Origin of the sequence: Halobium salinum (assembly GCF_026586625.1) — an archaeon.
GTDB classification, from domain to species: domain Archaea; phylum Halobacteriota; class Halobacteria; order Halobacteriales; family Haloferacaceae; genus Halobium; species Halobium salinum.
Genome location: NZ_JAODIW010000008.1, coordinates 706,900 through 719,326, shown reverse-complemented (window position 1 = coordinate 719,326; position 12,427 = coordinate 706,900). Strand labels below are relative to the sequence as shown.

The window sequence follows — 12,427 nt, the reverse complement described above, 5'->3', positions numbered from 1 at the left end:
CAGCGAGTCGGCCGCGCACGAACGCGCGGGCGTCCTGGCGCTCAGTCGTCGTCGACGATTACTTCGACGGGACCGTCGTCGTCGTTCGACTCGGAGGCCGTCTTGCCCTTCTGCTCGTGCCAGAGCAGAGCGCCGGCGACGAGGAGGACGACCCACGAGCGCCACGAGGCGAGGTTCAGCGTGTAGCCGATGCCGAAGGGCTTCTTGACGAGCATCCCCTCGCCGGGCTGGAAGTATGAGGAGAGCATCCGCCCGACGCTGGGTCGGTCGAAGTTGTACGGCACGCCGAGAATCTCACCGGACTGCGGCTTCTCTACCATACCGGAACGGTACAGCGGACTGGGATAAAGCGTTTGGGCTGGCGTTCGGATTCTGCACTGGTTTCGAGAGATGTACGTCGGTCGTGATGCCCCTCGAAAGGGGCCTCACCCGAGGCGGCCGGTCGGCCGAGCGTCGTCCGCCGACCCTTCGCCTACCGATACCGGCCCCGCCCACGCACCTCGGCGAGGCGCTCCAGGACGGCCTCGTCGCCCTCCTCGGCGTAGCCGGCCTCGAACGCCTCGATTATCCGCTCGGGGTCGGCGGCGGTCCCCTCGACGCTCCCGGCGAACACGTGGAGGTCCATCGCGTGGTCCTCGACGTGACCGGTGTGGAAGCCGAGGCCGAAGTCGATGAGGAACGTGTCCGGGTGGTCTCTGCCCTCGGTAGTCGCCGCGTCGACCACTCGGACGTTCCGCGTCGTCGGGTCGCCGTGGACCACCCCGGCGTCGTGTAGCCGGGCGAGGAATCGGCCCACGTCGCGGGCGCGGTCGGGCGTCAGCGTGGTCGCGAGGTCGGCGTCGCCGACGCGCTGCATCGTGAGCGTTGCCGCCGGCACGTCCACGTCGCGAACCAGCGGCGTCGGGACGCCGGCCTTCCGCGCCTCGTTCAGCAGGCGTGCCTCGGCGACCGTCCGCTCGGTGCGCAGGCGCTCGTCGAGGGCGGAGTGGCGGTAGGTCTTGGGGACGCGAGCCTTCGTCGCGTCGTCGCCGAGGGTCACGTCGGCCTCGGCGCCGCGGACGGTGTCGCCTACGTCGAGGCTTCGGGCCACGTCCTCCTCGCCGTCGCGCCACGTGACGGGCACTTGGTCGGGCCGGAAGTTCGGGTCGATAGCCGACTCGGCGACCGGAAGGGTGTCGCCGGCCGCGTACATCTTCGCCCCCAGAACTGCAATCATCCCGGCGTTGTCCCGGAGGAAGCGGGGTTCGGGCGCGTAGAACTCGGCGCCGCGTGCCGCACACATCTCCGCGAGCATCTCCCGCAGGCGCGCGTTCTGTCCGACCCCGCCGCCGAGGACGAGTTCGTCGGTACCCGTCAGCGAGAGGGCTCGCTCCGCCACCTCGGTCAGCATCGCGAAGGTGTGCTCCTGGAGGGAGAAACAGACGTCCTCGACCGAGTGGCCGTCGTCGTAGCGGTCCTTCGCGGCGCTCATGATGCCCGAGAACGAGAAGTCCATCCCCTTCACGACGTAGGGGAGGGGAACGTACTCGCCGTCCTCGGCGGCGGCCTCTATCTTCGGTCCGCCGGGGTGTGACCAGCCGACGTGCCGGGTGAACTTGTCGAGCGCGTTGCCGACGCCGGTGTCCATCGTCTCGCCGAGCACTCGATACCGGCCGTCGCGGTAGCCGAGCAGGTGGGCGTTCGCGCCGCTCGCGTTCAGACACACCGGCGAGTCGAACCCCGACCGGTGGCGGCCGACCTCGAGGTGGGCCACCATGTGGTTGACGCCGACGAGGGGCACGTCCAGTGCCCCCGCCAGCGCCCGGGCGGCGGTGCCGACGATGCGGAGGCACGGGCCGAGGCCGGGGCCGCGGGAGAAGGCAACTGCGTCGATTCCGGGCCCCGTGCCGTCATCATCGGCAGTCGTTTCGGCGTGGTCGAGTACGGCGGCGACGACGCGAGGAATCGCCTCCCCCATGTGCTCTGCGGCCTCGCGCGGGTGAATGCCGCCGCTCTCCGGTTCGTACGGGTCGGACTGAATAACGACGTCGTCGCGTTCCGAATCGTAGAGGGCGGCGCTGGCGGCCCAGGCCGTCCCCTCGATGCCGAGAACGCGCATCTACCCCGCTTATGCCTCTTCGGCTTCCGCGTCGGCGTCCTCGTCGGCGGCGCTGATCTTGTTGCGCTCGAGCATGTAGTCCTGCTCCACGTCGCGGGCGAACTCGGCGGAGTCGTACACCTTGGCGTAGCCGACGGTGTGGCGCATGCCGAACTTCGTGTCCAGCTTGTGGACGACGACCTCGTCGGAGCCCTTGTCGAGCTTCGCCGCGAGGCTGTCGCGGACCTGCAGGCGCGAGGGGCTCGCGTCGTCGTGGACGATCTCGAAGCGGACGTCGGTTCGGTGCAGCATCGGGTTCTCCTCTTCCGAGATGATGTCGACTTCCATGGGTCAGTTGTCCGTACATCCCGGGGAAGCGAGTAAAAGGATTTCGACCTCGTGACGCCGCGATTCCGAGCGACGGCCGACTCTCGTCGCCCCGGCGGGGACGGAACCGCCGGCGTTACTCCGCGGCCGAGCTCGAACGCGAGGTCGTCGTCGCGTTCGCCGGCTCGCTGGCGTTCGAGTCGGCTCCGTTCGCGCCCGCGACCGACTGCGGTCCGAACGCGTACATCCCGTCGGCGGCGACGGCGTACACCCCGCCCTCGACCGGGGTCGGCGGGCCGACGAGGCCGGCGCGGCGCGCCCCTTCGGCCTCCCGTGTCTTCGTCCCGTAGCGCCAGCGCTCCTCGCCGGTGTCGCGGTCGGCGGCGACGACGGCCGGGGCCGTCCCGGTGAGCTCGCCGACGTACACCGCCTCGCGGTCGACCGTGGGTGCGGTCGTCGGCGCCGCGGTCTCGTGGCGCCACAGCTCCTCGCCGGTCGCCCACTTCAGCGCGTGGACGCCGTGCTCGGTGCCGGCGTACACCGAATCGCCGGCGAACGCGAGGGCGTCGCCCGTGACTCGGCCGACCCGCGTGGACCACCGCGCTCGGCCGTCCTCCACCCAGTACGACTGCAGGCGCGACTCGGTGGGGACGAACAGCATCTCCCGAGCCACCAGCGGCGACCCCGCCGCCGGCGCCCCGAGGTCGACCTGCCAGCGCACGCCGCCGCCGACGGTGCCGAGCGCCTGAAGCCGCCCCGTCTCGCCGTCCTCGCCGGCCACCCCGTTCGTGGCGACGTACACCGCGCCGCCGCTGACGGCGGGCGACCCGGACACCCGCCCGTCGACCTCGGCGGCCCACCGGCGACTGCCCATCTCGGCGTCGACCGCGAAGACGGTCGTCGGCCACGACTCGCGGGCGCCGGCACAGCAGTAGACGACGCCGTTCTTGACGGCCGGCACGCTCGGCTCGCCCCTACCGAGGTCCGTCGTGAAGCGGCGCTCGCCCGTCTCGCGGTCGAACGCGTGGAGGCGCTGGCGGCTCTGGACGAACACCCGCCGTTCGGTCACGACCGGGGCGGTCGCCGGACCGCCGTCGACGGAGCGCTCCCACTCGACTCGGCCGGTCGCGGCCCGGCGCGAACAGACCACCCGCTCGTCGCGCCTGGTCTCGACGGTGAACAGCCGACGACCCGCGACGACCGGCGTCGTCGCGCGGACGGCGAACTGCCAGTGGAGCGCCGGCGCCGTCGGTACGGCGGTCGTTCCCCTCCGATGTCCCGTGTTGGACGCGTCGGCCTGGTAGCGAGGCCACTCGGAGTCGACCGGGAGGGGGACCGGGTCCTCCGGCGCGGTGGCGGTAGCGGGCGGCGGCAGTGTGAACTCCGACGTCGTCGTCGGCTCCGCCGTTTCGGTCGTCGTCTCCGACTCCCGTGGCACCTGCCCACCACCGACCCCGAGACACCCCCCCGCGAGCGTACCGAGCGCCGCGGCACCGAGACGCAACGCGTCACGGCGTGTGCGTGAACGCATGCGAACTGTCTCGATAGACGGGTCTCTCGGCTTCACTTATAGGTTTTGCGTCGGACGGGTCTGCACGAATTAATGTATCTTGAGATGACAGTACGTCGGCTTCCGAGCGGCGGTCGTCGCGCGAGTGTCGCCCGCGTCGCGTGTGGAACCCGCTCGGGGTCAGCCCTCGAGAATAGCGAGTGCGGCGTCCACGTCGCCCTCCATCCGGGCGAGGAGGTCGCGAGCTTCCGCTCGGGACTCCTCGGTGACGGGGACGTGAACCATCCCCTGTCCGGGCTGGCCGTAGACGACGCTCGCCCCGAGGGGCGCGGCGACGATGGCCGGCAGGGTCGCGAGGTCCTCCTCGCCGTCGACGAACACGACCGTCGGGCCGCCGTCGTCGAGCGACTCGCGGAGCGCCCGCAGAAGCGCCTCGGAGAGGGTGGCGGGCGGGTTCTCGACGTTCACCCGTTCGGCGTCGCTCTCGGCGAGCGTCGCTCCCACCTCGTCGTTCACCGCCTCCCGTTCGGTCTTCCCGTCGATGAACGCGACGGCGGGTTCGTGGTCCGTCTTGTGGAGGTGGTAGGTGACCACGTCGCCGACGGTCACGACGGGACCGTCGCCGCTCGTCTTCGCGTCGCGCAGGAGGTTCGCCGGGTCGGTGTAGACGCGGCCCATCGGCTCTTTGAACGCCTCGCGGAGGTCGTCGGGGAGACGCAGGAGCGTGGACATCGGCTCAGCGGACCTTGAGCGCGTAACTGCCCGCCTCGTCGACGTTCATCTCGACTGCGACCTCGCTCTCCTCCGGGTGGGTGATGACGACGTAGCCGGCCCAGTCCTCGGTGAGCGAGGAGGAGCCACACGAGTCACACGTGGTCGCGTTGGGCTCGTTGACGCGGTGGCACTCCCGGCAGGCCAGGCGCTTCTCGGCCATCTAGTTCCCCTCCGTCGTCGCCTCTTGACTCTCCCGGCGCTGTTCGAGCCACCCGTGCTTGCCGAGGCCGGGCTGTTTCGCGGTGAGCCCGATCTTGGAGTCGCGCGGGTTGCGCTCGTCGATGCTCTTCGTGACGATGCGCACGCGCACCGAGTCCTCGACGCCGAGGGTGTCGTTCGACTCCGTGGAGGCGAGCTGCTGGTTCTCGCCGTCGTAGGCGAGGTACTCGTCCGAAATCTGGGAAACGTGGAGCAGCCCGTCGACGGGACCGATGCCGACGAAGGCGCCGAACTCGACGACCTCGACGACGTTGCCGTCGACCACTTCCTGCATTTGCGGGTCGAACGTGATGGCGTCGAACTCCGCCTCGTAGTAGACGCCGGGGCGGTTCGGCAGCACCGCGCCGTCGCCGATGTTGTGCACTTCGACGACGCTGACCACGCTGCCCACGTCCTCGTCCATTCGCCCCTCTAGCTTGTCCTGGAGCAGGTGCTTCACCCGGTCCGTCGAGACGTCCGCGAGGTGCCGCGGGGGCACCTCGACCGTGTCCTTGAGTCTGACCTTCTTGTACATGTCCTCAGGGTTCCGTTATCGCGAGTTTGTCCCGGCCCCTTAAACCGATTACCCGAACGTCACGTTCGAGCAGTCGGTCGCGCAGGGGTCGGTCGTTCGTGACGACCAGGTCCGCCTCGCCGCTCGCGGCGAGTTCGACGACCGCGTCGTCCGCGTACGATGCTTCGGTGTCCACAGTCCGACAGCGCTCCGTCGCCAGGTCGAGGCCGACCGACGCCGCGACGCCCTCCTCGCCATTGCCATCGGCGAGCTTCTCGAGTTCGTCGACGACCGCGCGGGGTGTGACGAGCTCGTAGGCCGTCAACAGTCGGTCCAGTTCCTCGAACACTCGGACGCCCCCTTCGACGGGCAGCATCAGCGCGTTCGTGTCCATGACGACGGTCGGTGTGGGCACGGCTGGAGCCTACGCGTCCTCGTTCAGCGTGCCGACGCCGATGAGTCGCCAGCGGGCGCCGACCCGCCGATTGATGGCGATCTTCGCGCCCGCCTCCGCACAGACGGGCCGCTTCAGGTTGACCTCACACTCGTCCTCGCGGGCGCTGGTCACCGCACCGACCGTCGTCGCGGTGCCGACCGTGAGCATCAGCGGTTCGCCCGTCGAAATCTCCTCGATCTCCTCGTCGCCGCCGACGACGCGGTCGAGCAGGTCGACGTCCATCTCGAAGGACTCCCGCGTCGGCGGGAGCGTCCCGGGTTCGCCGGCGACCTGCCCGGCGAGTGCGTCCCCCTTCGTCAGGCTGGGGTCGAGACCGGTGCCGACGCCGAGTAGGCCGCCGGGGGTGACCTCGTCGACCTGTTTGCCGCCCGCCTGGAGCGAACGGATGTCGGTCTCGATGGACTCCCACGAGGTCTTCCCGCCGTGTTCGACCTCGCGGCCGGGGCGGAGCTGAATCTCGTCGCCTCTCTCCATCTTGCCGGCGACGAGCGACCCGCCGACGACGCCGCCGGAGAGGTTCTCCCACGTCGTCCCCGGCCGGTTGATGTCGAACGAGCGCGCGACGTACATCCGCGCGTCCTCGTCCGCGGGGCGCTCCCGGGTCGGAATCTCGCGCTCGATGGCGTCGATGAGGAGGTCCAGGTTGACCTCCTGGCCGGCGCTCACCGGGACGATGGGGGCGTCCTCGGCGACGGTCCCCTCGACGAACTCCTGTATCTGCCGGTAGTTGTCCCGTGCGCGCTCGCGGTCGACGAGGTCGACCTTGTTCTGGGCGATGACGATGTTGTCGATGCCGATGATGTCGAGCGCCATCAGATGTTCCTCGGTCTGTGCCTGGGGAACGTCCTCGGTCGCCGAGATGACGAGCACGGCGCCGTCCATCAGGGCGGCCCCCGACAGCATCGTCGCCATCAGCGTCTCGTGGCCCGGCGCGTCGACGAACGACACGGTGCGCACGACCTCGGTCTCCGTGTCGTGCTCGCCACACGTCTCCTCGACGGTGTAGCAGTCGGGCGCCTCCTCCTCCGGGCACTGGCGGAACGTCGCGTCCGCGTAGCCCAGTCGGATGGAGATACCGCGTTTCATCTCTTCGCTGTGCTGGTCGGTCCACGACCCACTCAACGCCTGGACGAGCGTCGTCTTTCCGTGGTCGACGTGGCCGACGAGTCCGATGTTCACCTCCGGTTGTGTTGGTGTCTCTGTCACCATTGGCCTCCTGAGAGCAAGGTTTCTGTGTGGGATTCGCCCCGAACGCCTGATAAAGTTGCTGTTCTCCTCGTCGCGGCCGCTCGTATTCCCAGCCACGACCCGTCGTGAGCCAGGGATTCGCCGGGTAGCGCCGGTCACTCTCCGACTCGGTACCGCGAGTGGCGCCCGCCGGTCCCGGGTCCACCGTTCGGACCCTCGCCGACCTCGCTCCCGACGCTCGGCCGTCCCCGTCGACCAGGCCGATGGAATGTGTTGATTGCGAAATAGTATATTGGGGAAAGAACTATGCGTCGGTCTCCGAACACTCCAGTCGGCAGCGGCGCGGGGCGGCCGTCAGACCGGTATATAGACACATTTCTACAATGTGCAGCTCGTTACCACGGGGTACCGAAAATGACCGGATAGACCCATCATAGCAGCCGTTTTGAGTGTCACTCGGCGTTGTTCAGGTGATGTCTGACCGAGACGAGGGCGACTCATCCATCGAATCGCGACGGAAATTCCTCGCTGGCGTCGGTGCAGCCGGTGTCGCGGCCGTGGCCGGCTGTTCCGGTGAGTCCGGTGGCGGTAGCGGCGATTCGACGACCGAGTCCTCGGGTGGAAGCGAGAGCACCACGACTGGGTCCAGCGACCAGACGACCGAGGCCGCGTCTGGCGAGACCGAGACCGCCGAGAGCGAGGAGTCACAGCCGAGTCGTGTCTCGGCTGAAGGGTCCTCGACCGTGTACCCCATCTCGAACACCGCGTCGTCCTACTGGAACTCCAACCCGCCGGCGGACGACGAGGAGTACTGGGGTCCGGGTCAGTACGACATCGACACGGACAAGCGCCTCGCCGACTACTTCGCCGGCCTCTACGGCTTCGAGGCGACGGGCGAGACCGCGAACCCGCCGTTCCCGGTTCAGGTCGGTCTGAGCCACTCCGGCACCGGCGTGAAGGCGGTCATGGAGGAGCAGGTCGACATCGGCAACTCCAGCGCGCCCGTCGAGGCCGAACTCGACAACCCGAGCGAGGAGACGCTGAACAAGTTCAAAGACCACGTCGTCGGCCGCGACGGCCAGCCCATCGTCGTCAGCAAGCAGATATACGACGCGGGCGTCACGAAGCTCACCGCACAGCAGGTCACTCAGATATACCAGGGCGAGATTACGAACTGGTCCGAGATCGACTCTTACGAGGGTGAGGACAAGGAGATATACGCCGTCGGTCGTGCCGAGGGCTCCGGGACGGACACCGCGTTCCGTTCGAACCTCCTCGGCGACGCGAACGCCTCCATGTCCGGCGTCGACACTCGGAAGGGACAGAACCAGCAGGTCCAGACGCTCGTCCAGCAGTCGGACAACGCCATCGCCTACATGGCGCTCGCGTTCGTCAGCGACCAGGTCCCGGCCGTCGCCTTCGAGTCGGAGGACGGCACCGTCTACGAACTCGGCGAGGACCCGGGGCTCGGTGCGTCGGACTACCCGCTCAACCGTGACCTCCACATGTACACGTGGGAGGAGACGGACAAGCGCGAGTCGGCGTTCATCAACATGATGCTCAGCCCGATGGGGCAGGAGCTGTTCGTGCAGGGGAACAACTACTTCCCGCTCCCACAGTCGGAGATAGAGAACCAGCGCTCGAAGCTCGCGAGCCAGTCGAACTGACGCGGCCGCTTCGCGACTCGCAGCACGTCCGACCGCCGATTTTTACTCATACCAATGTCACAAGTAACAGAAGACGACCAACTGACGAGACTACAGGAGGCGCTCGACGGGGCGGCTACCGGCGGCATCGCGGTGAGCGTCGTCGCCGGCGTCTGTCTCGTCGGCGCGTTCGCCAGCTTCCTGCTGTCGATGCCGTTCACCGTCCCGTTCCTGCTCGGGTTCGTCGGCGTGACGGCCTACGGCTGGTTCGCACACCAGGCCGAGACCGCGCGCACGCTGATGTTCGTCGCGACGGTGTCGACGGTCACGGTCCTCGGGCTCATCACGTTCTACGTGTTCCTCGAGGCGGCGCCGGCGTTCGCCAACATGGGCGTCGTCGAACTCCTGACGCGCCTGGAACAGCCGCTGTGGAACACCGAGACGCACGTCTACTCGCTCGTGCCCCTGATGTGGGGGACGTTCGTCACGACGGTTCTCGCAACCCTCGTCGCGGCTCCCTTCGGCGTCGCGGGGGCGCTGTTCATCAGCGAAATCGCCCCGCGGACCGTCCGCGAGATAATCAAGCCCGCGGTGGAGGTGTTGGCCGGCATCCCCTCCATCGTCTACGGGTTCATCGGCTTCACCGTGCTCAACCCGTACATGACCGAGAAGTTCCTGCTCGCGGGGCAGGGGAGTCTGTTCCTCGCCGGTATCGTCATCGGGTTCATGGCGCTGCCGACCACCGTCTCCGTCGCCGAAGACGCCATCGCGAGCGTCCCCGAGTCGATGAAGAGCGGGTCGCTGGCGCTCGGCTCGACGGACTGGCAGACGATGAAGAGCGTCACGCTCCCGACCGCGCTGTCGGGCGTCTCGGCCGGTATCCTGCTCGGCGTCGGGCGGGCCATCGGCGAGACGATGGCCGCGACGGTCATCCTCGGCACCGTCGTCGAACTGCCCGACCCCCTCTACGACGTGTTCGGCAACACCATCACGCTGACCTCGGCCATCGCCGCCCAGTACGGGAGCGCGTTCGGGCTCCACATGAACACCCTGTTCGCGGCCGGCGTCGTCCTGTTCGTCACCGTGATGGGGCTCAGCATCGCCGCGCAGTACGTCGAGGCGCGCATGCAGCGCAAACTCGGAGGTGACGTATGAGCAACCGAAACGCGACGCGCTCGGAACTCGTCGAGTCCGACACGTCCACCTACGAGGTGATAGCCGCCGCCACGGCCGCCGTCGGCGTCCTCACCTCGACGCTCAGTTTCCTGACGCTCGCGGAAATCGTTCCGTTCGAGGGCGGGCTGGGCGGCATCGCGATGCCGACCGTGTTCGGGGCGATTCTGAGCCTGCTCGGCGTCGTCACGATAGGAATCGGTGTCGTCTCCGCGGTCGGCGTCGTGGAGACGACCCCCGACCGCGACGCCGGACTGGTGACGGCCGGGGCGTTCGGACTGCTCTGGGCCGTCGTCGCCGGCCTGGTCGTCTCACAGAGCCTCGGCTTCGGCGTCGTCGTCTGGCTCCCGGCCACGCTCGCCGTCGGGGTCGCGGTGCTGTTCGGCGCCGTGTTCCCGAAGGAGGACCTCGGGTCGACGCTTCCCGGCGGCGCGCTGGCGCTGTTCGCCGGGGCCGTCTTCCTGACCGGAACCGTCGGCACCGGCTGGTCCTGGTCGCCGCCGGACCTCCAGGCGTCGTTCACCGCGCCGGTCGTCGTCCCGGTCGTCGGCATCGTCGGCTCGCTGGTGACCGCCTGGGGGGCCGCCAAGGCTCACGGCGCGTTCGGCCGGCGGGGCCGACAGCGCGCGGCGTACATGGCCATCTGGCTGCTCGCCGCGCTCGTCCTCACCGTCCTGCTGTACCTGCTCGCGTTCGTCACGATGAAGGGGGCCGGCCGGGCGTTCGCCGGCATCGGCTTCGGTCCGGGCCTGTCGTTCAACTGGCCGTTCCTCACCAACGGGGTCTCGCTGATGGAGCAGTCGCCGGGCATCTGGCCGGCCGTGGTCGGCACGGTCTGGCTGGTAGTCGGCGCCGTGATGATGGCCGTCCCGCTCGGCATCGGGGCGGCGGTGTTCCTCACCGAGTACGCCGAACAGGGTCGGTTCACGCAGGTCGTCGAGGTCGCGACCAACGGGCTCTGGAGCACGCCGAGCATCGTCTTCGGGCTGTTCGGCTACGCGTTCCTCGTCCCCCGATTCGGCAACACGAAGTCGCTGTTCGCGGGGATGCTCGTGCTCTCGTTCATGCTGCTCCCGTTGGTGCTCATCACCAGTCGGGAGTCACTGAAGTCCGTCCCGGACGAGTACCGCGACGCGAGCGCCGCGCTCGGGGTCAGCCGGTGGGAGACCGTCCGGAGCGTCGTCCTGCCGGCGGCCATGCCGGGCGTCGTCACCGGAGTCATCCTCGGCGTCGGCCGCATTGCGGGCGAGACGGCACCGCTGCTGCTCGTCACCGCCGGGGAGATATTCCCGGCGAAGCAGAACGCGCCGGCCGTGCTGCGGAGCTTCCAGGTCGACGTCGTGATGGGGCCGCCGTTCCTCGACGTCTCGAACCCGGCGCTGTTCGAGGCCTCGTCGGCGCTGCCCTACCAGCTCTACGCCATCATCACGGCGGGGCTGAGCAGTTCGAACATCGAGAACTCGTTGGAGTTCGCGTGGGCGACGGCGTTCGTCCTGCTGCTCGTCGTCCTCAGCTTCTACGCCATCGGTATCGCCACCAGAACGTACTTCCGGAGGAAGATAAGCCATGAGTGAACACCAGACGGAGACCGAGACGGAGCCGGATCGCGAGAGAGCCGCGGAAGCGACGGAGCCGGACGCGGCGCCCTCGACGGCGACCGCGACGACCGAGTCCGCGAGCCGACCGGAGCCGTCGACCGAACGCACGACCGTCGCGGGTGAGACCGACGAGACCACGCGGCCGGAGTGGGTCCAGTACGACTTCGACGGCGAGTCGAAGCTCTCGGTCCACGACCTCGACGTGTACTACGGCGACGAGCACGCCCTGAAGGGCGTCTCGATGGAGATTCCAGAGGAGAGCGTCACCGCGCTCATCGGTCCCTCGGGCTGCGGGAAGTCGACGTACCTCCGGTGTCTCAACCGGATGAACGACCGCATTAAGGCCGCTCGCATCGACGGGAGCGTCGAACTCGACGGCCAGAACGTCTACGACGACAACGCGAACCTCGTCGAACTCCGCAAGCGCGTCGGGATGGTGTTCCAGTCGCCGAACCCGTTCCCGAAGTCCATCCGGGACAACATCTCCTACGGCCCGCGCAAGCACGGCGACATCAACACGGGCCTGCTCTCGCGGCTCGTGGGGCGGAGCGACAAGGAGGCCGAGGAGAAACTCGTCGAGCGCTCGCTGCGCGACGCCGCGCTGTGGGACGAGGTGAGCGGCCGCCTCGACGACAACGCGCTCGGGCTCTCCGGCGGGCAGCAACAGCGCCTCTGCATCGCCCGCTGTCTCGCCACCGACCCGGAGGTCATCCTGATGGACGAGCCGGCGTCGGCGCTCGACCCCATCGCGACCTCGAAGATCGAGGACCTCATCACGGACCTCGCGGAGGAGTACACGGTCGTCGTCGTCACCCACAACATGCAGCAGGCGGCACGCATCTCCGACCAGACCGCCGTCTTCCTCACCGGCGGCGAACTCGTCGAGTACGACGACACCGAGAAAATCTTCGAGAACCCCGAGAGCCAGCGCGTCGAGGACTACATCAGCGGCAAGTTCGGGTAAC

General features: G+C 68.5%; 13 protein-coding genes. 4 read left to right on the top strand and 9 right to left on the bottom strand.

The features are described 5' to 3' along the window. Window positions 1-41: 41 nt before the first annotated feature. From N5095_RS15805 to N5095_RS15765, 9 genes are all read right to left on the bottom strand, one after another. Window positions 42-320, bottom strand: coding sequence for a DUF5808 domain-containing protein (locus tag N5095_RS15805; protein ID WP_267623983.1), 279 nt, complete (start codon window positions 318-320; stop codon window positions 42-44). A gap of 152 nt (window positions 321-472) precedes the next feature. After that, a complete protein-coding gene (locus tag N5095_RS15800; RefSeq protein WP_267623982.1) occupies window positions 473-2,098 on the bottom strand; it encodes a bifunctional N(6)-L-threonylcarbamoyladenine synthase/serine/threonine protein kinase in 1,626 nt (541 codons plus the stop codon). 9 nt (window positions 2,099-2,107) lie between these two features. Then, window positions 2,108-2,425 carry a 30S ribosomal protein S24e gene (locus tag N5095_RS15795; protein ID WP_267623981.1) on the bottom strand — a complete coding sequence of 106 codons (318 nt, stop codon included), beginning with the start codon at window positions 2,423-2,425 and terminating at the stop codon, window positions 2,108-2,110. A gap of 115 nt (window positions 2,426-2,540) precedes the next feature. Continuing rightward, window positions 2,541-3,935, bottom strand: a complete 1,395-nt coding sequence (locus N5095_RS15790; protein WP_267623980.1) for an outer membrane protein assembly factor BamB family protein — start codon at window positions 3,933-3,935, stop codon at window positions 2,541-2,543. Window positions 3,936-4,094: 159 nt separating this feature from the next. Next, window positions 4,095-4,646 (bottom strand): GTP-dependent dephospho-CoA kinase family protein, encoded by a 552-nt coding sequence (locus N5095_RS15785; RefSeq protein WP_267623979.1) that lies wholly within the window; start codon window positions 4,644-4,646, stop codon window positions 4,095-4,097. Between the two features lie 4 nt (window positions 4,647-4,650). Then, window positions 4,651-4,848 (bottom strand): transcription elongation factor subunit Spt4, encoded by a 198-nt coding sequence (gene spt4, locus N5095_RS15780; protein ID WP_267623977.1) that lies wholly within the window; start codon window positions 4,846-4,848, stop codon window positions 4,651-4,653. Then, entirely contained in the window at window positions 4,849-5,421 is a 573-nt protein-coding gene (locus tag N5095_RS15775) for a DNA-directed RNA polymerase (protein ID WP_267623975.1), read from the bottom strand. It lies immediately after the preceding gene. Between the two features lie 4 nt (window positions 5,422-5,425). Then, a complete protein-coding gene (locus N5095_RS15770) occupies window positions 5,426-5,815 on the bottom strand; it encodes a type II toxin-antitoxin system VapC family toxin (protein ID WP_390203328.1) in 390 nt (129 codons plus the stop codon). Between the two features lie 9 nt (window positions 5,816-5,824). Further along, window positions 5,825-7,066: a translation initiation factor IF-2 subunit gamma gene (locus tag N5095_RS15765; RefSeq protein WP_267623974.1), complete on the bottom strand. Its 1,242-nt coding sequence runs from the start codon at window positions 7,064-7,066 to the stop codon at window positions 5,825-5,827. Between the two features lie 452 nt (window positions 7,067-7,518). On the opposite strand from N5095_RS15765, the gene N5095_RS15760 reads away from it, so the two are divergent. The 4 genes from N5095_RS15760 to pstB are packed head-to-tail and all read left to right on the top strand — an operon-like array spanning window position 7,519 to window position 12,426. Continuing rightward, complete coding sequence (locus N5095_RS15760; RefSeq protein ID WP_267623973.1) at window positions 7,519-8,712, top strand: PstS family phosphate ABC transporter substrate-binding protein; 1,194 nt, start codon at window positions 7,519-7,521, stop codon at window positions 8,710-8,712. Between the two features lie 54 nt (window positions 8,713-8,766). Continuing rightward, on the top strand, window positions 8,767-9,846 hold the full coding sequence (gene pstC, locus N5095_RS15755) for a phosphate ABC transporter permease subunit PstC (RefSeq protein ID WP_267623971.1): 1,080 nt from the start codon (window positions 8,767-8,769) through the stop codon (window positions 9,844-9,846). Next, window positions 9,843-11,438, top strand: coding sequence for a phosphate ABC transporter permease PstA (pstA, locus tag N5095_RS15750; protein WP_267623970.1), 1,596 nt, complete (start codon window positions 9,843-9,845; stop codon window positions 11,436-11,438). The genes pstC and pstA overlap by 4 nt, the downstream gene beginning before the upstream one ends. Continuing rightward, a complete protein-coding gene (gene pstB, locus N5095_RS15745) occupies window positions 11,431-12,426 on the top strand; it encodes a phosphate ABC transporter ATP-binding protein PstB (RefSeq protein WP_267623968.1) in 996 nt (331 codons plus the stop codon). The genes pstA and pstB overlap by 8 nt, the downstream gene beginning before the upstream one ends. Window position 12,427: the final 1 nt, after the last annotated feature.